25 protein-coding genes are annotated in these 23828 nt (G+C 67.1%); 18 read left to right on the top strand and 7 right to left on the bottom strand.

The features are described 5' to 3' along the window. Nucleotides 1-31: 31 nt before the first annotated feature. Nucleotides 32-907, bottom strand: a complete 876-nt coding sequence (locus BDI24065_RS26085; RefSeq protein ID WP_175033691.1) for an SDR family NAD(P)-dependent oxidoreductase — start codon at nt 905-907, stop codon at nt 32-34. Between the two features lie 174 nt (nt 908-1081). After that, on the bottom strand, nt 1082-1660 hold the full coding sequence (locus BDI24065_RS26080; protein WP_175033690.1) for a TetR/AcrR family transcriptional regulator: 579 nt from the start codon (nt 1658-1660) through the stop codon (nt 1082-1084). 202 nt (nt 1661-1862) lie between these two features. Between BDI24065_RS26080 and zwf the strand changes: the two genes are divergently transcribed. Further along, complete coding sequence (gene zwf / locus BDI24065_RS26075; protein ID WP_175033689.1) at nt 1863-3338, top strand: glucose-6-phosphate dehydrogenase; 1476 nt, start codon at nt 1863-1865, stop codon at nt 3336-3338. Nucleotides 3339-3412: 74 nt separating this feature from the next. On the opposite strand, the gene BDI24065_RS26070 is transcribed toward zwf, so the two are convergent. Then, a complete protein-coding gene (locus tag BDI24065_RS26070; RefSeq protein WP_175033688.1) occupies nt 3413-4354 on the bottom strand; it encodes a LysR family transcriptional regulator in 942 nt (313 codons plus the stop codon). A 111-nt stretch (nt 4355-4465) separates the two neighbouring features. Between BDI24065_RS26070 and BDI24065_RS26065 the strand changes: the two genes are divergently transcribed. The 7 genes from BDI24065_RS26065 (at nt 4466) to BDI24065_RS26035 (ending at nt 10861) form a co-directional block, all read left to right on the top strand. After that, complete coding sequence (locus tag BDI24065_RS26065; protein ID WP_175033687.1) at nt 4466-5668, top strand: MFS transporter; 1203 nt, start codon at nt 4466-4468, stop codon at nt 5666-5668. A gap of 29 nt (nt 5669-5697) precedes the next feature. Continuing rightward, complete coding sequence (locus BDI24065_RS26060; protein WP_175033686.1) at nt 5698-6021, top strand: MoaF-related domain-containing protein; 324 nt, start codon at nt 5698-5700, stop codon at nt 6019-6021. A gap of 13 nt (nt 6022-6034) precedes the next feature. Next, complete coding sequence (locus BDI24065_RS26055; RefSeq protein WP_175033685.1) at nt 6035-6994, top strand: TIGR03571 family LLM class oxidoreductase; 960 nt, start codon at nt 6035-6037, stop codon at nt 6992-6994. A gap of 133 nt (nt 6995-7127) precedes the next feature. After that, the gene (gene dkgB, locus BDI24065_RS26050) at nt 7128-7934 is read left to right on the top strand and encodes a 2,5-didehydrogluconate reductase DkgB (protein ID WP_175033684.1); all 807 of its coding nucleotides are present in this window, start codon (nt 7128-7130) and stop codon (nt 7932-7934) included. 69 nt (nt 7935-8003) lie between these two features. Beyond that, complete coding sequence (locus BDI24065_RS26045) at nt 8004-9119, top strand: alkene reductase (protein WP_175033683.1); 1116 nt, start codon at nt 8004-8006, stop codon at nt 9117-9119. Between the two features lie 23 nt (nt 9120-9142). Further along, the gene (locus BDI24065_RS26040) at nt 9143-10147 is read left to right on the top strand and encodes an aldo/keto reductase (protein ID WP_175033682.1); all 1005 of its coding nucleotides are present in this window, start codon (nt 9143-9145) and stop codon (nt 10145-10147) included. 177 nt (nt 10148-10324) lie between these two features. Further along, on the top strand, nt 10325-10861 hold the full coding sequence (locus BDI24065_RS26035; protein WP_175033681.1) for a DUF3455 domain-containing protein: 537 nt from the start codon (nt 10325-10327) through the stop codon (nt 10859-10861). 114 nt (nt 10862-10975) lie between these two features. On the opposite strand, the gene BDI24065_RS26030 is transcribed toward BDI24065_RS26035, so the two are convergent. Next, complete coding sequence (locus BDI24065_RS26030) at nt 10976-11641, bottom strand: O-methyltransferase (RefSeq protein ID WP_175033680.1); 666 nt, start codon at nt 11639-11641, stop codon at nt 10976-10978. 48 nt (nt 11642-11689) lie between these two features. On the opposite strand from BDI24065_RS26030, the gene BDI24065_RS26025 reads away from it, so the two are divergent. The 3 genes from BDI24065_RS26025 (at nt 11690) to BDI24065_RS26015 (ending at nt 15092) form a co-directional block, all read left to right on the top strand. Continuing rightward, nucleotides 11690-12367: a TetR family transcriptional regulator gene (locus tag BDI24065_RS26025; RefSeq protein WP_175033679.1), complete on the top strand. Its 678-nt coding sequence runs from the start codon at nt 11690-11692 to the stop codon at nt 12365-12367. A 529-nt stretch (nt 12368-12896) separates the two neighbouring features. Next, nucleotides 12897-14285, top strand: a complete 1389-nt coding sequence (locus BDI24065_RS26020; RefSeq protein ID WP_175033678.1) for an NCS2 family permease — start codon at nt 12897-12899, stop codon at nt 14283-14285. A 213-nt stretch (nt 14286-14498) separates the two neighbouring features. Continuing rightward, entirely contained in the window at nt 14499-15092 is a 594-nt protein-coding gene (locus BDI24065_RS26015; RefSeq protein WP_175033677.1) for a hypothetical protein, read from the top strand. Between the two features lie 47 nt (nt 15093-15139). Here the strand turns inward: BDI24065_RS26015 and BDI24065_RS26010 are convergent, their stop codons facing one another. Further along, a complete protein-coding gene (locus BDI24065_RS26010) occupies nt 15140-15541 on the bottom strand; it encodes a CopD family protein (RefSeq protein ID WP_175033676.1) in 402 nt (133 codons plus the stop codon). Continuing rightward, entirely contained in the window at nt 15538-15846 is a 309-nt protein-coding gene (locus tag BDI24065_RS26005) for a DUF3817 domain-containing protein (RefSeq protein ID WP_175033675.1), read from the bottom strand. Before BDI24065_RS26005 ends, BDI24065_RS26010 begins: the two co-directional genes overlap by 4 nt. A gap of 106 nt (nt 15847-15952) precedes the next feature. On the opposite strand from BDI24065_RS26005, the gene BDI24065_RS26000 reads away from it, so the two are divergent. The 4 genes from BDI24065_RS26000 (at nt 15953) to BDI24065_RS25985 (ending at nt 20318) form a co-directional block, all read left to right on the top strand. After that, nucleotides 15953-16900, top strand: coding sequence for a GlxA family transcriptional regulator (locus tag BDI24065_RS26000; RefSeq protein WP_175033674.1), 948 nt, complete (start codon nt 15953-15955; stop codon nt 16898-16900). A gap of 148 nt (nt 16901-17048) precedes the next feature. Continuing rightward, nucleotides 17049-17969, top strand: coding sequence for a LysR substrate-binding domain-containing protein (locus BDI24065_RS25995; RefSeq protein WP_175033673.1), 921 nt, complete (start codon nt 17049-17051; stop codon nt 17967-17969). Between the two features lie 225 nt (nt 17970-18194). Beyond that, nucleotides 18195-18977 carry an ABC transporter substrate-binding protein gene (locus BDI24065_RS25990; protein WP_175033672.1) on the top strand — a complete coding sequence of 261 codons (783 nt, stop codon included), beginning with the start codon at nt 18195-18197 and terminating at the stop codon, nt 18975-18977. Nucleotides 18978-19202: 225 nt separating this feature from the next. After that, nucleotides 19203-20318 (top strand): succinylglutamate desuccinylase/aspartoacylase family protein, encoded by a 1116-nt coding sequence (locus tag BDI24065_RS25985; protein WP_175033671.1) that lies wholly within the window; start codon nt 19203-19205, stop codon nt 20316-20318. Between the two features lie 137 nt (nt 20319-20455). On the opposite strand, the gene BDI24065_RS25980 is transcribed toward BDI24065_RS25985, so the two are convergent. After that, entirely contained in the window at nt 20456-21262 is an 807-nt protein-coding gene (locus tag BDI24065_RS25980) for a MetQ/NlpA family ABC transporter substrate-binding protein (protein WP_175033670.1), read from the bottom strand. A gap of 308 nt (nt 21263-21570) precedes the next feature. On the opposite strand from BDI24065_RS25980, the gene BDI24065_RS25975 reads away from it, so the two are divergent. From BDI24065_RS25975 to BDI24065_RS25965, 3 genes are all read left to right on the top strand, one after another. Beyond that, on the top strand, nt 21571-22728 hold the full coding sequence (locus tag BDI24065_RS25975; protein ID WP_175033669.1) for a porin: 1158 nt from the start codon (nt 21571-21573) through the stop codon (nt 22726-22728). Between the two features lie 212 nt (nt 22729-22940). Then, on the top strand, nt 22941-23201 hold the full coding sequence (locus BDI24065_RS25970; protein ID WP_011353838.1) for a DUF2866 domain-containing protein: 261 nt from the start codon (nt 22941-22943) through the stop codon (nt 23199-23201). Between the two features lie 124 nt (nt 23202-23325). Further along, a complete protein-coding gene (locus BDI24065_RS25965; RefSeq protein ID WP_175033668.1) occupies nt 23326-23709 on the top strand; it encodes a DUF6232 family protein in 384 nt (127 codons plus the stop codon). Nucleotides 23710-23828 lie beyond the last annotated feature (119 nt).

The raw sequence follows: 23828 nt of genomic DNA, 5'->3' as shown, positions 1-23828 counted from the left end.
GTTGCCCGGGCAGCAGTGCGGATGTCAGCGCTCACTCCAGCCCCTTCAACGCCTGCAGCCCGTCCGGCAGCTTCGCATCCGGAAACTGCGTCGACAGCGTCGTGTCGCGCCACCGCGCGGCCTCTTCCGCACGCTGCTTCTCCGCCTGCTCGCACACGAACAGCGCATCGCCGCCGAGCAGCAGGCGCATCGGCACATCCTCGCGGCGCGACAGCTCGACGATCAGCGCCGCGATCAGCGCCGGATCGCCGACTTCATGGCCGCCATACGCACCGAGCAGTTCGAGAATCCTCCCGACCGACGGCTGATAGTCGGGCAGCAGACCGTCGAAACCGCGCTTCGCCTGCGCGGCCCACTCAGTGCGCATCCCGCCCGGCTCGAGCGTGCAGACCCGCACGCCGAACGGCGCGACCTCCTTCGACAGCACGTCGCTGAACCCGCCGACCGCCCACTTCGCGGCCTGATACGCGGACAGGCCCGCCGTCGACGTGCGCCCGCCGACCGACGACACCTGGAAGATGTGCCCTGCGCGCTGCGCACGCATCGTCGGCAGCACCGCACGCGTCAGGTTGATCACGCCGAACAGGTTCGTTTCGATCTGGTCGCGGAAATCGTCGGCGCCCATCTGCTCGAACGGCGCGGTATGGCCGTAGCCCGCGTTGTTCACCAGCACGTCGATGCGGTCGAACGCGTCGCGTGCCGCCGCGACGGCCTGCTCAGCCGCTGCTTCGTCGGTGACGTCCAGCGCGACCGGCAGCAGACGGTCGCCATGACGCTCGGCCAGATCGGCCAGCCGCGCGGGATCGCGCGCGCCGGCCACCAGCCGGTCGCCCGCCGCCAGCACGGCTTCCGAAATCGCTCGCCCCAGGCCGCGCGCGGCCCCTGTTACCAGCCAGACTTTCGACATTTTTCCACTCCTTGATCGTAGTGAAACCACAAAATGAATGATTACTCACTCATTAATAACAGCGATGTACCGGTCGTTCATGACCTCCATCGCCCTGCCTGAAACCCGCTACCCGTCCTCGTCGCAGCGCGTGAACGTGAATCCGCACACGCCGCCACGACGGCAACCCTTGCCTTACACCGCGTGCAACACGGCCCACAACGCGCGAAACCCGGCCTCCCGGTACGCATCGGCCCGCGCCGGATCGCGCGCGACCGATTCCATCGCCGTTTCGGCGATCGACGTGAACAGCGCCGCGCAGAACGCGTGCGCTTCGTCAGGATTCAGCGCGCCCGACGCTGCGACCTGCTCGCGCAGCAGCGCATTGATCCCGCCGAAGCCTTCGGCGCCGGCCGCGCGATGCGCATCGTCGATGCGTCCGCTCACGCCCAGTTGCCGCAACGCGCGCCGCCCGTCCGGATTCGCGACGCCCCACGATACATAGCCGTTCCACGCGTGCCGCAGCGCCTGCTCGACCGGCGCGCGCTCCGGGTAACCCGTCATCATCGCGTCGCGCATGTCCGCCTTCAGGCTCACGTACAACGCATTCAGCAACGCGTCCTTGGTCTCGAAGTACGTGAACACCGTGCCTTCCGCCACGCCGGCGAGTCGCGCGATACGCGCGGTCGTCGCCGTCGCACCGTCCTCGGCGAGCGCGCGTGCGGCCGCGGCGAGGATGGCTTCGTGCTTGTCGGGACTGCGCGGTCGGGCCACGTTCGATTCCTTTAATGAGTGAGCGCTCAATCATAATGGGGCGATCATACGGAATGCAAGCGCTGTTACATCCGGGGGAACCCATACGCAAACCATCAAAACCGGGCACTATTAGCGTTTTCACGTACTGGTGCGTTCACGTATCGGCGCCCGGTGCCTCGACGTTCGTTTCACGTTCACCGTTTCACACCGCGAACCTCCCATGACGAATCAGCCTACCCAGACCGCGGCCGACCGGCCCGTCGACATGATCATCTTCGGCGGCGGCGGCGACCTGGCCGCCCGCAAGCTGTTGCCCGCGCTGTACATGGCGCACCTGCACTGCAACCTTCCGCCCGAGACGCGCATCATCGCGGTCGGCCGCCGCGACTGGGGCATCGACGGCTATCGCAAGTTCATGGACGAGCAGTCGCGCCCGTTCATCGACGAAAAGGCGTTCGACGCCGCGGCATGGAGCCGTTTCCTCGACCTGTTCAAGTACGTGCTGATCGACGTGAACGCGCCGGACGACTACCTGCGGCTCGCGGAAGCGGCGCGCGGCGACGCGATCCGCGTGTTCTACCTGTCGACGTCGCCGGAGCTGTTCACCACCATCTGCGACAACCTGTCGGCCGCGCACCTCGTCGACAGGCACTCGCGCGTCGTCCTCGAAAAGCCGCTCGGCCACGATCTCGCGTCCGCGAAGGCGATCAACAATGCGGTCGGCAAGCATTTCGAGGAATCGCAGATCTACCGGATCGACCACTATCTCGGCAAGGAAACCGTGCAGAACCTGATGGTGCTGCGCTTCGGCAACCCGATCTTCGGGCCGCTGTGGCAGGCGCCGAGCATCCGCAGCGTGCAGATCACGGTGGCGGAGACGGTGGGCGTCGGCAGCCGCGCGGGCTTCTACGACCATACCGGCGCGCTGCGCGACATGGTGCAGAACCACCTGCTGCAGCTGCTGTGCATCGTCGCGATGGAGCCGCCCGTGTCGCTCGACCCGGACGCGGTGCGCGACGAGAAGCTGAAGGTGTTGCGCTCGCTGCGGCCGATGGCGGTGGCGGACGTCGCGCGCGACACGGTGCGCGGCCAGTACACGGCCGGCGCGGTCGACGGCCAGCCGGTGAAGGGCTATCTCGAGGAAGACAACGTGCCGGCGGACAGCCGCGCGGAAACCTTCGTCGCGCTGCGCGCACACATCAACAACTGGCGCTGGGCGAACGTGCCGTTCTTCCTGCGCACCGGCAAGCGGCTGCAGCGCCGCCAGTCGGAAATCGTGATCGAGTTCGCGGACATGCCGTTCTCGATCATCCCGACCGGCCCGCGCCACTACAGCAACCGCCTCGTGATCCAGCTCCAGCCGGAAGAGTCGATCCAGCTGCAGATGCTCGCGAAGGAACCGGGCAGCGGGATGAACATGGTGCCCGTGAGCCTGAACCTCGACCTGCAGCAGGCGATTCCGGAGCGGCGCGCGGAAGCGTACGAGCGTTTGCTGATCGACGTGATCCGCGGCCGCCTCACGCACTTCATGCGCCGCGACGAGCTCGAAGCCGCGTGGTCGTGGGTCGAGCCGATCCTCGACGGCTGGAAGCAGCTTGGCGACCGGCCGCGCCTGTACACGGCCGGCACGTTCGGGCCCGCGGCTTCGTCGGCGCTGCTCGCGCGCGACGGGATGTCCTGGTCCGAAGAGGCGTAACCGCCACACGACGGCGTGCCCCAGTGGGGTGCGCCGGATCGCACGTCACATCGGGCGTGCCCTGCCCCCTGCCGCTACCGCGGCTCCATCCACGACGCAGCCTTGCGCCGCCCCGGCGCATCGTTGCCGCTGCCGCCCAGCGCCTCGATCAGGTAATCGACGAACGACGCGATCCGCGACGAGATCGCGGTATTGCGGTAGTACACCGCGTGGATCGGCTGCTCGACCTCGAGCGTCTGGCGCGCGAGCACCTGTACGAGCCGGCCCGCTTCGCGATCCTGCGCGGTCATGAAATCCGACAGGCAGACAACGCCCGCGCCATCGAGCGCAAGCTGCCGCAGCGTCTCGCCGCTCGACGACCGGATGCCCGGCTCGATGCGGCACGGCTCGCCGTCGGTGCCGAGGATCGGCCACACGTTCAGCGATTCGGGCTGCGTGAAACCGAGCAGCGTGTGCTTGTCGAGATCCTCCACCTTGCGCGGCTGGCCGTGCGTCGCGACATACGCGGGGCTCGCGAGCATGCGTATCCGGCTGTTGCCGATGCGCCGGCTGTGCAGCGTCGAATCCTTCAGCCGGCCGATCCGGAAAGCGACGTCGGTGCGCCGCTCCAGCAGGTCGATGATGCCCTCGTTGCTGTTCAGCTCCAGCTCGACCTTCGGGAAGCGCTCGCGATAGCCGCGCACGAGCGGCACGATCACGTGCAGCATGAACGGCGTCGCCGCATCGACGCGCAGCCGCCCCGACGGCATCTCGCGCCGCGCGAGCATCTGCTCCTCCGCGGTCTCGACCGATTCGATGATCGCGCGCGCGTCCTGCAGGAACGCGCGCCCTTCCTCGGTCAGTTCGAGCCGGCGCGTGGTCCGGCGCAGCAGCGTGGTCTTCAGCTTCTCCTCGAGCCGCCCGAGCGTGCGGCTGGCCGCCGACACCGTGAGGTCGAGCTGCTGCGCGGCGGCGGTGATCGAACCGGAATCGACCACGGCGGCAAAGGCCTGGAGTTCGTCGAGCGTGATCTTCATGGCGTCACTATTGATTTGAAATCAAAACAATTTGGTTTATAGACCCGTTTTTCGGCAAAAGTAAAGGCGGCACACTGCGCTCCATCCTCACCGGACCCTGGAGCACCCATCATGCCACTCGCCCTGCTTGCGCTGACCATCAGCGCGTTTGCCATCGGTACCACCGAATTCGTGATCGTCGGGCTGATCCCGACGATCGGCGCCGACCTCGGCGTCAGCCTGCCGTCCGCGGGCCTGCTCGTCAGCCTTTACGCACTGAGCGTCGCGATCGGCGCGCCGCTCCTCACCGCGCTCACCGGCCGCGTGCCGCGCAAGACACTGCTCGCCGCGCTGATGGCGCTGTTCACCGTCGGCAACCTCGTCGCGTGGCAGGCGCCCGGCTACGAATCGCTGATCGTCGCGCGCGTCCTCACCGGCCTCGCGCACGGCGTGTTCTTCTCGGTCGGCTCGATCATCGCGACCACGCTCGTGCCGAAGGAGAAGGCCGCCAGCGCGATCGCGACGATGTTCAGCGGGATGACCGTCGCGTTCGTCGCCGGCATTCCGCTCGGCACCTTCATCGGCCAGCACTTCGGCTGGCGCGCAACCTTCCTGGTCGTCGCGCTGTTCGGCCTCGTCGCGTTCGTCGGCGCGGTGGCCTTCGTGCCGCGCGGGTTGCCGCAAACGGCGCCCGCGCCGCTCGCCCGCCAGTTCCGCGTGCTCGCGCAGCCGCGCCTGCTGCTGGTCTATGCGATGACGGCGGTCGGCTACGGCGGCTCGCTGATCGCGTTCACGTACATGGCGCCGCTGCTCGAGCAGATCGCCGGCTTCACGCCGTCGCAGGTCAGCCTCGTGCTCGTCGGCTACGGCGTATCGGTCGCGTTCGGCAACGTGTGGGGCGGCAAGCTCGCGGATAGCGCCGGCCCCGTGAAGGCACTCAAGCGGATCTTCCTGCTGCTCGCGATCGTGCTGCTCGCGCTCACCTTCACGATCCACATCAAATGGCTCGCCGTACTGACGATGCTCGCATGGGGCGCGGTGGCGTTCGGCAACGTGCCGGGCCTGCAGGTGTATGTCGTCAAGCAGGCGCGCCACTTCGCGCCCGACGCGACCGACGTCGCATCCGGCTTCAACATCGCCGCGTTCAACCTCGGCGTCGCGGGCGGCTCGGCACTCGGTGGCGTGATCGTCGCGCACGTCGGCCTCGGCCATACGCCCTGGATCGCGGCCGCCGTCACGCTCGGCGCATTCGCACTCACCGCACTGAGCGGCCGGCTCGACCGCCACGCGGGCCTGCCGGAACGCACGGCCGAACCGGTCCAGCTTGCGCACTGAACGCCACCTTTTTGCAGGAGTTTGCACCCATGAACGCATCGACCCCACGCCCGCCGTTCGCCGGCAAGACGTTCGAAGTGCGCTACGACGGCCTCACCGCGCTCAACGCGTACGACGATGACGGCCGCCACATGCGCTACGAGATCACCGAAGGCCCGTACGCGGGCGCGAAGGGTGAAGTCGAATACACGTGGCAGCACATCGCCGGCGAAACCTACGCGATCTCGTGGCAGGAAGCCGACCGCGCGACGGTCGTGCATATCGACGATTTCGCCGCCGGCACGTCGCGGTCCTTCTTCACCGCGTCGTCGCTCGATTTCTACCGGCTCGAAGGCAGCCTGCGCGCGATCTGAACGGAACCCGACCATGTCCACTTCATTCACTGCACTCGACAGACTCGCCGACGGCGGCTTCAGCATCGGCCTCGAACTGCCGCTCGACAACGACTGGTCGCCCGCCGGCAACGCGAAGCGCCAGCACGACGGCCGCTACCCCGGCGTACCCGACCTCGCGCTCCACGCGACGCTCGCGCAACAGGCCGACACGCTCGGCTTCCGCGCGCTCTGGGTGCGCGACGTGCCGGTGTACGACCCGGCGTTCGGCGACGCCGCGCAGGTGTTCGAGACCTTCTCGTATCTCGGCTACCTCGCCGGCATCACGCGCGACATCCTGCTCGGCACGGCGGCCGTCGTGCTGCCGCTGCGCGAGCCGCTGCTGACGCTGAAATCGGCCGCGACGATCCAGGAACTGAGCGGCGGCCGCCTGCTGCTCGGCGTCGCCAGCGGCGACCGGCCCGTCGAATATCCGCTGTTCGGCCGCGACTTCGCGTCCCGCGGCGCGAATTTCCGCGACCAGATCGCGCTGCTGCGCGATGGCGCGCGCGGACACCTGCCGCCCGGCCTCGACGTGCTGCCTGCCGCCCGTACCCCGCTGCCGCTGCTCGTCGCCGGTCTCGCGCAGCAGACGCCCGCATGGATCGGCGAACACATGGACGGCTGTCTCGCGTATCCCGGCACGCCGGACGACCACCGGCAGCGCGCCGCGAACTGGCGCGCGGTGGCCGGCGACAAGCCGTACGTGAGCTTCATCCACCTCGACCTCGCGGAAGACCCGCACGCGCCACTGCAGCGGCACCGCTTCGGCGCCCGCGCGGGGCGTCTCGCGCTGATCGGGGAACTCGCGGCCATGCGCGACGCGGGCGTGCGGCACATCGGCCTGCATCTGCGCCGCAACCGCCGCTCGCTCGACGAGACGATGGCCGAGATCGCGGCAGACGTGCTGCCGGTGTTCCACGCGAATGAAAACGCACGGACGCGTGTTGCATGACGCCGGCCGAACTCACGCCCAATACTTGATTTCAGATCAAATATTTTTGACCTGCAACGGCGTTTATCTCATCAATCCAAAACGCCAGAATGACTTCCATAGCGAACCCGTTCCACTCTCCCAGGAGCACATCATGAGCAACATTCCCGCCTTCGGCCTCGGTACGTTCCGCCTGCAAGGCCAGGCTGTCATCGACTCGGTCCGCAACGGCCTCGAAGTCGGCTACCGCGCGATCGACACCGCGCAGATCTACGGCAACGAAGCCGAAGTCGGCGAAGCGATCGTCGCGTCGGGCGTGCGTCGCGAAGACCTGTTCCTCACGACCAAGATCTGGGTCGACAACTACGCACCGGACAAGCTCGTGCCGAGCCTCGAAGAAAGCCTGCGCAAGCTGCGCACCGACCACGTCGACCTGACGCTGATCCACTGGCCGGCACCCGACAACGGCGTCGCGCTCGATACATTCATGACCGCCCTCGCCGATGCAAAGGCGCAGGGCCTCACGCGCCGGATCGGCATCTCGAACTTCAACATCGCACTGACAAAGGAAGCGATCGCGGCCGTCGGCAAGGATGCGATCGCGACGAACCAGATCGAACTGAGCCCGTACCTGCAGAACCGCAAGCTCGTCGAATTCCTGAACGCCGAAGGCATCCACGTCACGTCGTACATGACGCTCGCGTACGGCAAGGTGCTCGGCGATCCGGTGATCGGCGCGATTGCGCAGCGTCACGACGCGACGCCCGCACAGGTCGCGCTCGCGTGGGCGTTGCAGCTCGGCTACTCGGTGATCCCGTCGTCGACGAAGCGCGAGAACCTCGCGAGCAACCTGCTCGCGCAGACGCTGCGCCTGACCGACGACGACATGGCGCAGATCGCCGCGCTCGAACGCAACGGCCGCGAAGTCGACCCGGCCGGCCTCGCGCCGAAGTGGGACTGAACACGCCGCCCGCCACTCACGCTTTGATTCGCCGCGGCCCGCCGGCCGCGGCACCGACAGGACACCACCATGACCCAGGACCCGCTTTTTCAACCGCTGCGACTCGGCGCGCTGACGCTGCCGAACCGCATCGTGATGCCGCCGATGACGCGCTCGCGCGCCAGCCAGCCCGGCGACGAAGCCAACGAACTGATGGCCGCGTATTACGCGCAGCGCGCGAGCGCGGGCCTGATCGTCAGCGAAGGCACCTATATCGCGCCGCTCGGCAAGGGCTACGCATGGACGCCCGGCATTCACACGCCGTCGCAGGTCGCCGGCTGGCGCAAGGTGACGGACGCCGTGCATGCCGCGCACGGCCGGATCTTCGCGCAGCTGTGGCACGTCGGCCGGCTGAGCCACACGAGCCTGCTCGGCGGCCGGCAGCCGGTGTCGTCGTCGCCGCTCCAGGCGCAAGGCGTGAACGTGTTCGTCGCCGGTGAAGACGGCAGCACACCGGGCTTCGTGCAGGCGTCCGAGCCGCGCGCGCTGACGGTCGACGAGATCCGCGAAATCGTCGATCAATACCGCGCCGCCGCGCGCCACGCGATCGAGGCCGGCTTCGACGGTGTCGAGCTGCACGGCGCAAACGGCTATCTCGTGAACCAGTTCATCGACTCGAATGCGAACACGCGCACCGACGAATACGGCGGCGCGCTGGAGAACCGGCTGCGCTTCCTGCGCGAAGTCACGCAGGCGCTGATCGAAGGCACGGGCGACGCGTCGCGCGTGGGCATCCGCCTCGCGCCGCTGACGACGCTGAACGGCTGCGTCGACGACGATCCGGAAACGACCTACCTCGCCGCTGCGACGCTGCTCGGCGAACTCGGCGTCGGCTACCTGCACATCGCGGAAGCCGACTGGGACGACGCGCCGCTGATGCCGATCGAATTCAAGCAGCAACTGCGCGCCGCGTTCCCGGGCGTGCTGATCTACGCCGGCGCGTACACCGCCGAACGCGCGCGCGAAGCGATCGCCGCCGGCTGGGCCGACCTCGTCGCGTTCGGCCGCCCGTTCGTCGCGAACCCCGACCTGCCCGAGCGCCTGCGCACCGGCGCGGCGCTCGCACCCCACGATCGCAACACGCTGTTCGGCGGCGGCGAGCGCGGGCTGACCGACTACCCGACGCTGGCCCAGGCTGCGGCCTGAGCCGGCTCACTGCGAGACTGCACATGAGAATCACGCTCCCTTCCCGCCTGGGTTTCGGCACCGCGCCGCTGGGCAACATGTACCGGGACATTCCGCACGAAGAAGCGTTGGCCACGGTCGACGCGGCCTGGGAAAGCGGCATCCGCTACTTCGACGCGGCGCCGCTGTATGGCGCCGGCCTCGCCGAGCTGCGTCTCGGTGAAGCGCTCGCGGGGCGGCCGCGCGACGCGTACTCGCTCGGCACCAAGGTCGGCCGGCTCGTCCTCGACGAACACGAGGACGTAGCGCAACGCGATCTCGGCGAAAAAGGCGGCCTGTTCCGCCACGGGCTGCCGAACCGGATCGTCTACGACTACACCGAAGACGGCACGCTGCGTTCGATCGAGGCCAGCCTGAAGCGGCTGCGCACCGACCGGCTCGACACCGTGTGGATTCACGACCCCGCCGTCGACTTTCACGGCGACGCGTGGCGCGACGTGTTCGACGTCGCGATGTCGGGCGCGGCGATGGCGCTCACGCGGCTGCGCGACGAGAAGGTCATCCAGGGCTGGGGCCTCGGCGTGAACCGCGTCGAGCCGTGCGAACTCGCGCTCGAACGCGCGGACCCCGACGGCTTCCTGCTGGCCGGGCGCTACACGCTGCTCGATCATGCCGGCGCGCTCGAACGGCTGATGCCGGAAAGCGCCGCGCGCGGGCTCGGGATCATCGTCGGCGGCCCGTACAACTCGGGTGTGCTGGCGGGCGGCACCCATTACGAGTATCAGCCGGCCACGCAGGCCATGCTCGACCGCGTCGCGCGCATCCGCCAGATCTGCGAACGATTCGGCGTCGATGTCCGCGCGGTGGCGCTGCAATTCTCGCTCGCGCACCCGGCCGTCGCGGCCGCGATCCCCGGTGCGAGCCGGCCCGATCGCATCGACGACAACCTGCGTCTCGCGGCGGTGTCGATCCCGGCCGAACTGTGGGGTACGCTGAAAGCCGAACGCCTGATTGCCGCGCATGCACCGACGCCGGTTGGCTCGGTTTGAGGTTGAACCGGGCATGCGCGGCCGCGTCAACCAACGGCCGCGCATGCCGGGCCGCGCGCAATCGCAACGGCTATCGTCACGATTGCCATTTGCGCATTGCAGCCGGTGCAATTGGCGTCTAGCGTTTACGGGTTCGTCGACGTATCCCCGTCACCCGACCTGAAAGGATGCCCCGCCATGCGAAGCCGCTTCCCGAAACGCTCCATGCTGCCGGCCGCCGTGGCCGGCGTCGCACTAGTCTTCTGCGCGTCGTCCGCCCGCGCCGACGACGCTGCCGGCCTCACGCCGCCCCAGCCGGCCACGCCCGTGCTGTCGACGACTGCCGCTGGCATACAGGTCTACACGTGCGACTACGATGCTGGACACAAGCTCGCGTGGGTGTTCCAGCACCCGGAAGCGATGCTGTTCGACGCGAGCGGCACGCTCGTCGTCCGGCACGGCGCCGGACCGTCATGGGAAGCGCTCGACGGCAGCCGCATTACTGGCAAGAAGCTCGCGGAAGCGCCGAGCGCGCACGCCGGCAGCATTCCCCAACTCCTGCTCGCTGCGACACCGGCCACAACGGACGCGAAGGCCACGGCCGGCACGCTCGCCGGCGTGCGCTTTGTGCAGCGGCTCGATACCGCGGGCGGCACGCCGCCGGACACTGCGTGTTCGACCGAGCATGCGGTCGGCCGCTTTCCGTATTTCGCGCGCTACGTGTTCCTGAAGTAACGCACGGCGGCGCCCGAAGCGTCGGGCGCCGTCGCGTTTCCTTCACACCCCTGGTTGATCAGTCATCCTATCTTTAATGCATGAATGCATGCCGCCGTTCAGGTCGCACAGCGCTCAGCCGATCCGCATCGACAGCTCGACATCGCCGCCGAACGGAACCGACAGATAGCCGTTCTCAAGCGAGCGCACGTAAGCGAGATAGTCGGGGCTGTAATCGGCATTGTCGGCAACGACGAACGCGCCGGGCCGCAACCGGTGCTCGACGAGTGCAAGCACCTCCGGATACAACGCCTTCGCGCCGTCGAGCAGCAGCAGGTCGACCGAATCCGGTAAATCGGCGGCCAGCGTGCGCAGCGCATCGCCCTCGCGAATCTCCACGAGATCGGCAAGCCCGGCCGCCGCCAGGTTCGCCCGCGCCCGCGCGACCTTCGACGGCTCGAATTCGCTCGTAACCAGCCGGCCGCCGCCGTTGTCGCACAGCGCGGCCGCGAGATGCAGCGTCGAAATACCGAACGACGTGCCGAATTCGACGATCGACCGCGCGCCGCTGCTACGCGCGAGCATGTACAGCAGCGCGCCTGTCTCGCGCGACACCGCGAGCGGATAGTCCTTCAGGCGCGCATACAAATCGGTGTAGTCGGTCTTGCTGCGCATCAGCCGCGCCTGCTCGTCGCGCGACAGGCTGGCGAAGTCCGGGCTCGTCGCGGGCGACGAGGCATCGGCTTCGTCGAACAGGCGTGCCAGCAGCGAAGCCAGCGGGTCGAGCGTCAGGGTGGTCATGCGAATCTCCGGGGTCAGGTTGAGTGCGTCGTTGCACCCGATTAGAATATGACGAACTATTCAGGTTTTACTATTCGCATTGGCCAGCCGCTCATGACCGACCGCCCGAACGCCCGGATTGCCACGCGCAAACAGCCTCAACAGGCCCGCTCGACCCGCCTCGTCGAGGACGTCCTGCAGGCCGCTGTTCAGGTTTTGGCGAGCGAAGGCGCGCAGCGCTTCACGATGGCGCGGGTCGCCGAGCGCGCCGGCGTGAGCGTCGGTTCGCTGTACCAGTACTTCCCGAACAAGGCGGCCGTGCTGTTCCGGCTGCAGCATGACGAGTGGCGGCAGACGGCCGAGATGCTGCGCGGGATGCTCGAGGACGTGACCCAGACGCCGCCCGAGCGGCTGCGCACGGCCGTTCACGCGTTCATCCGTTCGGAATGCGACGAGGCGCGGATGCGCATCGCGCTCGACGACGCCGCGCCGCTCTATCGCGACGCGCCCGAGGCGCAGGAAGCCAAGGCGGCCGGCAACCGCATCTTCCAGGCGTTCATGCGCGAGGCGCTGCCCGATGCACCGGACGCCACGCGCGAACTCGCCTGCCACCTGATCACCACGACACTCGCTGCAGCGGGAAAGGCGTTTTCGGAAAGCGAGCGCTCCCCCGACGAAATCGACGCGTATTCGAACGCGATGGCCGACATGTTCCGCGCATATCTCGACCATCTCGCGCACAATTGAGGCCGGCGCGACGCCGAGAACCGCCCCGATGCGGCGGCAGTATCGTCCGAATGCAGGTTGCGCGCGGCGGCGGATCCCGTCACCGGCCCCTGTTTCCACCGGCCTGCCCGGCCATCATGAAAGACATTTGTAATTTTCGATGCGTCACCCGCTTCCCCTCTTCCCGTCGACCCTGCATTCAAATAATCGCCTTAACGGATTCGTACTAGGCGTATACACGCGTGTCGACGCGACGGAGCCCCGTTGCACGCCGATATAAGCGCTGAGACATGCGCTGCATGCTCTTCCCCCAATGGGACGTGATGGGCGGTTCGCCTAACCTTCGCTACGGCAAAGCACACGTGACGGGGTCGACAACACAACGCGTCGCACGACGCGACACCCTCGCGATCGTTTCGATTCACACGTAACGACACGGATCACGCGTCATTCGTCCCCACGACGTTGCCGACAATCCCAACTAGATTCGAGACACCCTGACGACGGTTCGCTACGGGCCGTTTCAGCATGCTGATAAAGGAGCAAGCTCATGAGTGATACCCCGGTGCAGCCGACGGTCGGCGTCGGCGCGGAAGAAACTGACTTTGGCACCAAGGGAGTCATCGACCGGTACTTCGGCATTTCGTCGCGCGGCAGCACGCAGCGCCGCGAGATCATTGCCGGCGTCACGACCTTCCTCGCGATGGTCTATTCCGTGTTCGTCGTTCCCGGCATGTTCGGCAAGGCCGGCTTCGACACGAGCGCCGTGTTCGTCGCGGTCTGCCTCACGACCGCGTTCGGTTCGCTGTTGATGGGCCTGTGGGCGAAGCTGCCGATCGCGATCGGCTGCGCCATCTCGCTGACCGCGTTCACCGCGTTCGGCCTCGTGCTCGGCAAGGGGCTGTCCCCGACGGTCGCGCTCGGCGCCGTGTTCCTGATGGGCCTCGTGTTCACCGGCATCTCGGTCACCGGCGTGCGTTCGTGGATCCTGCGCAACCTGCCCGCGGGCGTCGCGCACGGCACCGGGATCGGCATCGGCCTGTTCCTGCTGCTGATCGCATCGAACGACGTCGGCCTCGTGATCAAGAACCCGGGCGCTGGCCTGCCGGTCTCGCTCGGCCAGATCACCGCGTTCCCGGTCATCATGTCGGTCGTCGGCCTCGCCGCGATCTTCGGCCTCGAAAAGCGACGCGTGCCGGGCGGCATCCTGCTCGTCGTGATCGCGATCTCGATCTTCGGCCTGATCTTCGATCCGAGCGTGAAGTACCACGGCATCTTCGCGCTGCCGTCGCTGAGCGCACCGGGCCATGCGTCGCTGATCGGCGCGATGGACATCAAGGGCGCGCTGTCGATGGCCGTGCTGCCGAGCGTGCTGGCGCTGGTGATGACCGCCGTGTTCGACGCGACCGGCACGATCCGCGCGGTCGCGGGCCAGGCTGGCCAGCTCGACGAGAATGGCCGCATCATCAACGGCGGCCGTGCGCTGACCGCCGATTCGCTCAGCTCGATCTTCTCCGGCTTCCTCGGCGGTGCGCCGGCGGCAGCCTACATCGAGTCGAGCGTCGGCGTGGCCGCCGGCGCGAAGACGGGCCTCGCGGCTGCCGTGGTCGGCCTGCTGTTCCTCGTCGTGATGTTCTTCTCGCCGCTCGCGGGCCTCGTGCCGTCGTACGCCACCGCACCGGCGCTGATGTACGTCGGCCTGCTGATGCTCGGCAGCGTGAGCAAGCTGCACATGGACGACATGGTCGACGCGATGTCGGGCCTCGTGTGCGCGGTGTTCATCGTGCTGACCGCGAACATCGTGACGGGCATCATGCTCGGCTTCTCGACGCTCGTGATCGGCCGCATCGCCAGCGGCGAATTCCGCAAGCTCAACGTCGGTACCGTGCTCATCGCAGCAGTGCTCGTCACGTTCTATCTCGGCGGCTGGGCGATCTGACCGCGAATCGTGCGCGACGTCGCCGGCAGAAGGACGGCGCGCATCGGGACGACATCGTCTCCTCCACCATCATCGTTGATGGTCTCCAGGCCTGGGAACGCAAGTTTCCAGGCTTTTTTTGTTGATGCGGCGCCGTGCGGCGCGCAACGCGGAAGCGGCGCGGCGCGAATCCGCACCCGGTGCTACGATCGGGCTTTGCCTCCAGGAGCCCCCATGAACGCGCTCGGCATCGTCTCCGAATCGAGCACCCGGACTTCGGTGCGCAAGCCGCCGTTCATCCCGTCGTTCGGCTTCCACGAAGTGCACGAATCGAAGCCGATCGATGCCGCGCCGGCGCGCATCCTCGATACGGTCACCACGCTCGACATGCGCACGGATCCGGTCGTCGATGCGCTGCTCAACGTCCGCGAATTCCCGGCAGCCGTTGCCGCGTCGCTGCGCCACGGCACCCCGCGCGGCGAACGCGAACGCTTCGGCCTTCATGCATTCACACCATTGCAGCGCGACGAAACGTCGCTGTCGTTCGGCCTCGTCGGCCGCTTCTGGCGCCCGGACCTCGGCGTGCTGAAGATCGCCGACGCGGCGGCGTTCGTGCAGCACGACGACCCGCGCGACGCGAAGCTGGTGCTTCGCTTCGAGGTCGTCGGGCTCGCGTCGGGTGCGCTCCTGCTGCGCACCGAAACCTTCGTGCATTGCCCGACCGCCCGCACGCGGCTGCTGTTCATGCCGTACTGGCTCGCGATCCGGATGGCGAGCGGCTGGATTCGGCGCCGCACCCTTGCAGCGGTCGAGATGGCGCTGGCGTAGGGCCTGCCTCCACCTCTGCCGATGGCCGGCCCGCACCGGCCTGCGCATCAAAACGGCTTGACCACGACCAGCCCGACGACGATCGCCGTCGCAACCACGACCGCGCCCGCCGCCTGCCCGAGCCACGGTGCCGGCACGACCACGAGATCGTCGCGCTCCATGCGCCGCAGCGTGCCGGCCAGGATCCCGTGCAGCGCCGACAGCGCGGCGACCACCACGAGTTTCACCGACAGCCACGTCGCGCCGAACCAGTGACCGTTCAGCGCCAGCGCGATCCCCGCGATCCAGACGAGCGCGAGCGCCGGTGCCGTCACCGTGCGGTCCCAGCGGCGCACCGCGCGATGCACGGCGAGGTTGGCGATGCGCACGCCGACGGACAGCAGCAGCAAGCCGCCGACGAACGTGACCATGGCAACGACATGAACGGCCTTGAGCCACAGGTAGATCATTGCGCCTGCCTCCTGCGCGCGATCCAGCCGGCACTCGTCAGCCCCACGAACGGCACGACGGCCGCCAGCACGAGCCGCGCGACTTCGGCCTTGCTCCACAGCCCGCTCGACGCGGTGCCGACGACCGCCCATACGTACATCGCGAACGCGATGCCGTGCACCGGGCCCATGATCGATACCGCGGCCGGATAGCCGGCCAGGTGCTTGAGCGGCACGGCGACGCACACCAGCACGACGAGCGTGATCGCCTCCAGCAACGACAGGTATTGCAGGTTCCGCAGCGCATTGCGATCGTCTTGTTGCATCGGCAGCCTCCAGGTTGGTCCGCGACGATTGTCGCGTGTGGTGCCGTTCCAGGCCATTGGCTAAAATGACATCTTTAAACGGATTCTGGCCAAGCCCCCGAACGCCATGCATACGGTCGCCGTTCTCGCCCTGCCCGATGTCGTCCCGTTCGATCTGGGCATCGCATGCGACACGTTCGCGCGCGTGCGTTCGCCCACCGTCGCGCAGCCATACCGCGTCCGCGTGTGCAGCGAGCACGCGCGTGTCGCGGGCGACCTGTTCGACCTGCGCCCCCCGTTTCGTCTCGACGCGCTCGCCGACGCCGACACGATCGTCGTTCCCGGCACATCCGTGCCGCTCGCGCCCACGTCGCGCCCCGTGATCGCGGCACTGCGTGCGGCGGCCGCGCGCGGTTGCCGGATCGCGTCGATCTGCAGCGGCGCATTCGTACTCGCGGAAGCCGGGCTGCTCGACGGCCTGCGCGCGACGACGCACTGGCTCGCGGCCGCCGAACTCGCGCGCCGCTATCCGCGCGTGACGGTCGACCCGAACGTGCTGTTCGTCGACAACGGGCAGATCCTGACGTCGGCCGGCGCAGCGGCCGGCCTCGATCTGTGCCTGCACATGATCCAGGCCGACTACGGTGCGGCGGTCGCCGTCGACGCGGCGCGCTGTGCGGTGGCGCCGCGCGTCCGCGAAGGCGGGCAGGCGCAGTTCATCGCGCCGGAATGGCCCAGCGGCACCGACGGCCTGCACGACCTGATGGACTGGCTGCAGGCCAACCTGCACCAGCCGCTCACGCTCGACGCGATGGCCCGCAAGGCGTCGACGAGCGTGCGCACGCTGACGCGGCGCTTCCAGGAACAGACGGGCACGTCGCCGCGGCAATGGCTGCAGACCGCGCGCGTCAGGCATGCGCAGCAGTTGCTGGAGGTCACGGAGCTGTCGATCGAGCATGTCGCGACGGAGGCCGGGTTCGGTTCGGTCACCGCGTTTCGCGAGCGGTTCGCGCGCATCGTCGGCACGTCGCCGCAGCGGTACCGCCAGACGTTCCGCGCGCGGTCCGGCGCATGATGGACGCCGCGTCACCCCCCACCGCCCCCCGGCTCGCGACGCCTCGCTCAGGCGGCGCAAGACCATGTACGCGCAACCATCAGGACCACTACCAAATTCCGTCACACCCCGTCGCCCGCCACAGTATCGCGCCAACCGGACCCGATCGATGACCCGCATCCGCAACCCCCTGAACCTCGCGCAGCTCCAGGCGTTCGTCTCCGCCGCGCATCACAAGAGCCTGCGCGCCGCCGCGCGCAAACTCGGCGTCACGCAGCCCGCGATCACGCATACGATCCGCGAGCTCGAAACGGCGCTCAACGCGGAGCTGCTCGCGCGCAGCGTACGCGGCGTCGAGCTGACCGCGTGCGGCCATGCGCTGCTGCCGCGCGCCGAGCAACTGCTCGGCGACATCCGCCGCACGGTCGAGGCCGTCGAGCAGGTGAAAGGCGAGATGTCGGGGCGCGTCGCGGTCGGCACGATGCCGTCGATCGCGCTGACGGCGCTGCCGCGCGCGGTGACGGTGTTCCGCCAGTCGATGCCGAACGTGAGCCTGCATCTCGAGGAAGTGACGGTGCCCGACGCGCTCGCGCAGTTGCGCAACGGCACGCTCGACATCGCTGCGATGCACCATGTGCCCGCACTCGACCGCGATTTCACGCAATCGCCGCTGCTGTCGACGGAATTCACCGTCGTGATGCGCGAAGACCATCCGCTTGCGCACGCGCGCCGGTTAGAGGAATTGCTCGATGCCGAGTGGATCGTCACCGTCGGCGCCGAGCAGTTTCCGCACAGCGTGATGGTCGGGATGTTCGAGGCGCGCGGGCTGCCGTTGCCGAAGCGCCTGCTGCGCTCGCCGATGTCGTTCGCGGTGACGCTCGGGCTCGTCGCGCGCTCGGACGTGATCGGCTGCTTCACGCGCCCGCTCGCCGAGATGGTCGCGCCGCTCGGCATCCGCACGGCCGAACTCGACGAAAGCATGCCGCGCTTCGACCTGTCGATCATCGCGCGGCGCGACCTGCTGCCCACGCCCGCCGTCACGCAATTCGTCACGTGCCTGCAGCGCGCGGTCAACGAAACGCTCGGCTGAATCGTTCCTGTGTCTGAAACGGCGGCGCCCCCGCGCACCGCCGCCGGGCCCGGTATCGGGGCTTGTCCTAGGCGCCCTGCCGGTATTTTGTCTTGATAATCTTGCGCACGTCGCGCGCCCGCATCGGGTGGGCGAAACGGACAGCCTGTCGCGAAGCCGCGCCGGGCCGAAGGCTTACGGCGCGGCACAACCGCGCACCCATCGAACAAAACGAGGAGTCACCGAGTGAAAAAGATTCTTGCGGCTGTGACCGTAGCCCTGCTCGCCGTATCGGCAGGCAGCGCGTATGCGAAGGACTGGACGACCGTGCGGTTCGGCGTCGACGCAAGCTACCCGCCTTTCGAATCGAAAGGCGCTGACGGCAAGGTTGTCGGTTTCGACGTCGATCTCGGCAACGAAATCTGCCGCCGCATGAAAGCCAAGTGCGTGTGGATCGAAAACGACTTCGACGGGATGATCCCGGCGCTGAAGGCCCGCAAGTTCGACGGCGTGCTGTCGTCGATGTCGATGACGCCGGCGCGTCAGGAACAGATCGCGTTCTCCGACAAGCTGTTCAACACGCCGACGCGCCTCGTCACGAAGAAGGGCACCGGCCTGATGCCGACGGCCGAATCGCTTAAGGGCAAGTCGGTCGGCGTCGAGCAAGGCACGATCCAGGAAACCTACGCGAAGACCTACTGGGCATCGAAGGGCGTGAACGTCGTGCCTTACCAGAACCAGGACCAGGTCTACGCCGACCTGATCTCGGGCCGTCTGGACGGCGCGCTGCAGGACGCGGTGCAAGCCGAGATCGGCTTCCTGAAGACGCCGCGCGGCGCGAACTTCGACTTCGCCGGCAAGGATATCGACGATCCGAAGACGCTCGGCAACGGCGCCGGCATCGGCCTGCGCAAGGAAGACACCGACCTGAAGTCGAAGATCGACGGTGCAATCGCCGGCATGCGCAAGGACGGCACGTACGACAAGATCGCGAAGAAGTACTTCGATTTCGACGTCTACGGCAAGTAATCCGCAAGCCAAGCGCACATCGCGCTTCGTCGCAAACGGGCTCCGCGAGGAGCCCGTTTTTTTTGCGCGAGCGGTACCGGCAGCGTTATTTTTTTCGTACCAACCTGATGATTCTCAAAGAAAATCGACGTGTTCTGGCGCCGGTTTGATGGCAGCGAGGGGGCAACGTACAATCGATCTTCCACGCACACCGGATCATTCGCGGCTGCGCCGCACTCCCCCATCATGCAAACGCAGACCCATCCGCTGATTTCCCCCGCCGTCGGTACCGAACGCCAGATCACGAGCTTTCACTACGGCCCGCGCGGCGGCAAGAAGGTCTATATCCAGTCGTCGCTGCACGCGGACGAACTGCCCGGCATGCTGGTCGCCACGCTGCTGCGCCGCAAGATCGCCGCGCTCGAGACGGCCGGCAAGCTGCGCGGCGAAGTCGTCATCGTGCCCGTGCCGAACCCGATCGGCCTGTCGCAACACGTGTTCGGCGATCACCTCGGCCGCTTCGAGCTCGGCTCGATGCAGAACTTCAACCGCAATTTCTACGATCTCGCGGCGCTCGTGCTGCCGCGCATCGAGCACCATCTCACGAACGACGCGCAGCATAACCTCGTCGCCGTGCGCGCCGCGATGCGCGAAGCGCTCGACGAGCAGAAGCCGCGCACCGAGCTCGACTCGCAGCGCCTCGCGCTGCAAAAGCTGTCGTTCGACGCCGATATCGTGCTCGACCTGCACTGCGACAGCGATGCGGTGATGCACCTCTACACGAATCCCGATCTGTGGCCCGACGTCGAGCCGCTGTCGCGCTACCTCGACGCACAGGCGTCGCTGCTCGCGCTGAATTCGGTCGGCAACCCGTTCGACGAGATCCACAGCTTCTGCTGGTCGGACCTGCGCAACCGCTTCGGCGACCGCTTCCCGATCCCGAACGGCGCGATTTCCGTCACGATCGAACTGCGCAGCGAGCGCGACGTGTCGTACGAGTTCGCCGAAAAGGACGCGCAGGCGATCGTCGAATACCTGACCGAGCGCGGTGTCGTCGACGGCACGCCGGCGCCGCTGCCGCCGCTCGCGCATCCGGCCACGCCGCTCGCGGGCACCGATCCGCTCGTCGCGCCGGTGTCGGGCGTGATCGTGTTCCGCACGCCGGTCGGCGTGATGATCGAGGCCGGGCAGGCCGTGGCCGACATCGTCGATCCGCTGACCGATCGCGTCGTCACGCTGAAGAGCAGCGTGTCGGGCATCCTGTACGCGCGCCAGATCGTGCGCTTCGCGACGGCCGGCATGGAAGTCGCGCGCATCGCCGGCGCGACCGCGATCCGCACCGGTTCGCTGCTGTCGGCCTGAGCGGCAGGCCCGCGCGCCGGGAAACGGCGCGTATCGCGCTCACCCGCGCGCACCAACGAAATCGCCCGCTTGCGCGGGCGATTTGTTTTCCGGATCGTCGATCTCCGGCCATCCGGCCGGCTGGTACGTGAAAACGTTCAGAACGCCGGCACGATCGCGCCGCCGAACTTCTGGTCGATGAACTTGCGCACGTCGTCCGATTCATAGGCCGCGACGAGTTTCTTCACCCACGGCTTGTCCTTGTCCTGCACGCGCACCGCGATCAGGTTCGCGTACGGGCCGCGCAGATCCTCGATCGCGATCGCATCCTTCACCGGCGTGAGCCCGGCCTTCACCGCATAGTCGGTGTTGATCGACGCGGCATCGACGTCGGGCAGCGCGCGCGGCAGCTGCGCGGCGTCGAGTTCGACGATCTTGATCTTCTTCGGGTTCTCGGCGACGTCGAGCGGCGTCGCGTTCACGCCGTTGGTGCCGGCGCCCGCCTTCAGCTTGATCACGCCGTACTTCTGCAGCAGCAACAGCGCGCGGTTGCCGTTCGACGGATCGTTCTGGATCCCGACCTTCGCCCCCACCGGCAAGTCCTTCAGCGACTTGAGCTTTTTCGAGTAGAAACCCATCGGCGCCGTGTACGTGAGCCCGACGTTGACGATCTTGTAGCCGCGCTGCTTGATCTGGCTGTCGAGGAACGGTTGGTGCTGGAAGCCGTTCGCGTCCAGATCGCCGGAATCGAGCGCCGCGTTCGGCTGCACGTAGTCGTTGAATTCGATGACCTTGATCGCGAGGCCCTCGCGTGCGGCGACCTTCGTCACCTCGGTCCAGATCTGTGCGTCGGGGCCGCTCATCGTGCCGATTTTCAGCGTTTGCGGGTCGGCGTGCGCGCCGGGCGCCGCGAATGCCAGCGCGGCGGCGAGTGCGCCGAGGCCGGTCAGGAATGAACGTCGCATGGTGTCCTCTTGTCCCGTGTCGTTTGTTGGAACACGGATCGTGGCATGGGGCCGGAACGCCACCAACCAAGCTTATTTCATGTGCATATTCCTGATTCCGGTCGAATCTCAGTCTGAATCGGTATAACCACCGACTGTACAAGCGGGCAGAATTCAGTGTCGCATCGGCGCCACACATTCTTCATATGACAGTCGCTGTCATATTCATTACGTGACCCGCCGATAAAGTTGCCGCCGGTACGTGAAAGCGCCCTTAGAGAGCGCCGAAACCGCAACTGGACACGCCATTTATTCGCTCGGAGAATCCTTTGAACAAGAAACTGTTGACCATCGCCGTCCTGGCAGCAACGGCCGGCACCGCGCACGCACAAAGCAGCGTGACCCTGTACGGCGTCATCGATGCCGGTATCAGCTACGTGAACCACAGCAAGACCGCCAACGGCGGTACGGGCAAGCTGTTCAAGTATGACGACGGCGTTGCCCAGGGCAGCCGTTGGGGCCTGCGCGGCACCGAAGACCTCGGTGGCGGCCTGAAGGCGATCTTCGTGCTCGAAAACGGCTTCAACAGCGGTAACGGCACGCTCGGCCAGGGCGGCGCGATCTTCGGTCGCCAGGCCTACGTCGGCCTGAGCCAGTCGCAATACGGCACGGTCACGTTCGGCCGTCAGTACTCGTTCTCGACCGACATCCTCGGCTCGAACTACTCGACGGGCGGCAACACGGTCGGCGGCAACTACGCCTACCACGTGAACGACATCGACCAGCTCACGTCGAGCCGCATCAACAACGCCGTGAAGTTCCAGAGCGCGAACTACTCGGGCTTCACGTTCGGCGCGTTGTACGGCTTCTCGAACTCGACGGACTTCGCCGGCGCAGCCGCGACGACGTCGGGCACGACGACGACGGCAGGTTCGTCGCGCGCATACAGCTTCGGCCTGAACTACGCGAACGGCCCGCTGTCGGTTGGCGCAGCGTACACGGACATCCGCTTCCCGAGCCAGTCGTCGCCGGCATTCTCGACGACGATCGCCAACATCAGCACGGGCAACGTCCGCGACCTGCGCACGTACGGCGTCGGTGGCCGCTACGTCTGGGGCCCGGCAACGGCATGGCTGCTGTGGACGCGTACGCAGTTCTCGACCGTTTCGGGCGCAGGCGGCACGTTCTACAACGCGTATGAAGCAGGTGCGAAGTACGCATTCACGCCGGCTCTGTCGGGTGGCCTCGGCTACACGTACACGAACGCGACGCAGAACGGCAACTCGTGGCACTGGAACCAGGTCAACGGTATCGCCGACTACGCACTCAGCAAGCGTACGGACGTGTACGGCCTGGTCGTGTACCAGCAAGCATCGGGCAAGGGCGTGCAAGCGCAGATCGGCTCGAGCACGAGCTACTTCAACACGTCGGGCACGGGTTCGAAGAACCAGATCGCCGCACGTATCGGTATCCGTCACAAGTTCTAAAGCATCCGCTTAACTCGCGGATCACGACGGCAAGAAGCGCCCCGCTCCACGCGGGGCGCTTTTTTATGTGCTTTTAAGTTTCGCTTAATTCTGGGCTGAGAGGATGCTCTCACCCCCCCTGTTGGCCGCCTGAACATCGGCGGCTTTTTTTTTGAACCGCCGACGGCGCCGCCATCGATTGCCCACAAGACAAGACAGGATCGGAGGCCATGATGATCGAAGATACCGTTTTCAGCCATCTGCACGCGATTCTGACGTGCCAACACTCGATGCCGGTCCAGAGCTGCCGCGTATCGGTCGAAATGCAGCGCCCGTGGGGCCGGCCGTATCGCCTCGTCGAATGGACGATGCATCTCGACGCGCCCGCGCGGCGCCAGATCGTACCGGCCGAATCGACCGACGAAGAGATCGCCGAGGTCGTCGCCTCGCACGTGCCGGGCCGCCTTTACGGCGACGGCCGCCTGCAGTTCTGAACGCCGTCCTGTTCCATCCGCTTCCCGCCTTTCGGCCACGCCGCACGCATCGTGCGGCAGTCGGTCTCGTTTGATGCAGCAACGAAACCTGCTACGCTGCGCGTTTTCGTCCACGCAACACACGATGGAAAACGCATTCAACGAACGCGGCGTGACGATCACGCGCAACGGCCTGTCGGCCGCCGGGCAGGTATTCGCACTCCGTGACATCCGCCAGGTCGATGTCGTCAAGATTCCGAAGAACCGCCTCGTGCCGTCGCTGATCTCGCTGATCGGTGCGGCCGCCGCCATCGCAGGCGGCATCGCCGGATCGAGCGCCGTGCTCGTCGTCGGCGTGATGCTCGCCGTCGTCGGCTATCTCGCATGGGCCACGCAGGACATCACGTATCGCCTGATGGTCGAGATGCCCGACGGCAAGCGCGAAGCGCTGTCGAGCGTCGACGCCGAGTTCGTCGAACGCGTCGCGCAGGTCGTGCGCGATGCGCAGGCCGCGAAGACGGCAAGCTGATTTCGTTCGCCCCCCTCGCTTCGATTCACGGTGCGCCGGACGCGCGCACCACGTTTCGCGCTGCGCAACGGCACCGTCGATTACCCCGTCGAATCGCATTCCGCCGCCGCCTCGCCAAC

The organism is Burkholderia lata (assembly GCF_902499025.1).
Classification (GTDB): Bacteria; Pseudomonadota; Gammaproteobacteria; order Burkholderiales; family Burkholderiaceae; genus Burkholderia; species Burkholderia lata_C.
Note: the sequence above shows the minus strand (reverse complement) of the source record. Positions and strands in the feature narration are given on the sequence as shown.

Bases quoted from the DNA above. Each gene is read 5' to 3' on its own strand.
- BDI24065_RS26085 (WP_175033691.1), bottom strand. From the start codon at position 907: ATGTCGAAAGTCTGGCTGGTAACAGGGGCCGCGCGCGGCCTGGGGCGA.
- zwf (WP_175033689.1), top strand. From the start codon at position 1,863: ATGACGAATCAGCCTACCCAGACCGCGGCCGACCGGCCCGTCGACATG.
- BDI24065_RS26070 (WP_175033688.1), bottom strand. From the start codon at position 4,354: ATGAAGATCACGCTCGACGAACTCCAGGCCTTTGCCGCCGTGGTCGAT.
- BDI24065_RS26065 (WP_175033687.1), top strand. From the start codon at position 4,466: ATGCCACTCGCCCTGCTTGCGCTGACCATCAGCGCGTTTGCCATCGGT.
- BDI24065_RS26060 (WP_175033686.1), top strand. From the start codon at position 5,698: ATGAACGCATCGACCCCACGCCCGCCGTTCGCCGGCAAGACGTTCGAA.
- BDI24065_RS26055 (WP_175033685.1), top strand. From the start codon at position 6,035: ATGTCCACTTCATTCACTGCACTCGACAGACTCGCCGACGGCGGCTTC.
- dkgB (WP_175033684.1), top strand. From the start codon at position 7,128: ATGAGCAACATTCCCGCCTTCGGCCTCGGTACGTTCCGCCTGCAAGGC.
- BDI24065_RS26045 (WP_175033683.1), top strand. From the start codon at position 8,004: ATGACCCAGGACCCGCTTTTTCAACCGCTGCGACTCGGCGCGCTGACG.
- BDI24065_RS26040 (WP_175033682.1), top strand. From the start codon at position 9,143: ATGAGAATCACGCTCCCTTCCCGCCTGGGTTTCGGCACCGCGCCGCTG.
- BDI24065_RS26035 (WP_175033681.1), top strand. From the start codon at position 10,325: ATGCGAAGCCGCTTCCCGAAACGCTCCATGCTGCCGGCCGCCGTGGCC.
- BDI24065_RS26030 (WP_175033680.1), bottom strand. From the start codon at position 11,641: ATGACCACCCTGACGCTCGACCCGCTGGCTTCGCTGCTGGCACGCCTG.
- BDI24065_RS26025 (WP_175033679.1), top strand. From the start codon at position 11,690: ATGACGAACTATTCAGGTTTTACTATTCGCATTGGCCAGCCGCTCATG.
- BDI24065_RS26020 (WP_175033678.1), top strand. From the start codon at position 12,897: ATGAGTGATACCCCGGTGCAGCCGACGGTCGGCGTCGGCGCGGAAGAA.
- BDI24065_RS26015 (WP_175033677.1), top strand. From the start codon at position 14,499: ATGAACGCGCTCGGCATCGTCTCCGAATCGAGCACCCGGACTTCGGTG.
- BDI24065_RS26010 (WP_175033676.1), bottom strand. From the start codon at position 15,541: ATGATCTACCTGTGGCTCAAGGCCGTTCATGTCGTTGCCATGGTCACG.
- BDI24065_RS26005 (WP_175033675.1), bottom strand. From the start codon at position 15,846: ATGCAACAAGACGATCGCAATGCGCTGCGGAACCTGCAATACCTGTCG.
- BDI24065_RS26000 (WP_175033674.1), top strand. From the start codon at position 15,953: ATGCATACGGTCGCCGTTCTCGCCCTGCCCGATGTCGTCCCGTTCGAT.
- BDI24065_RS25995 (WP_175033673.1), top strand. From the start codon at position 17,049: ATGACCCGCATCCGCAACCCCCTGAACCTCGCGCAGCTCCAGGCGTTC.
- BDI24065_RS25985 (WP_175033671.1), top strand. From the start codon at position 19,203: ATGCAAACGCAGACCCATCCGCTGATTTCCCCCGCCGTCGGTACCGAA.
- BDI24065_RS25980 (WP_175033670.1), bottom strand. From the start codon at position 21,262: ATGCGACGTTCATTCCTGACCGGCCTCGGCGCACTCGCCGCCGCGCTG.
- BDI24065_RS25970 (WP_011353838.1), top strand. From the start codon at position 22,941: ATGATCGAAGATACCGTTTTCAGCCATCTGCACGCGATTCTGACGTGC.
- BDI24065_RS25965 (WP_175033668.1), top strand. From the start codon at position 23,326: ATGGAAAACGCATTCAACGAACGCGGCGTGACGATCACGCGCAACGGC.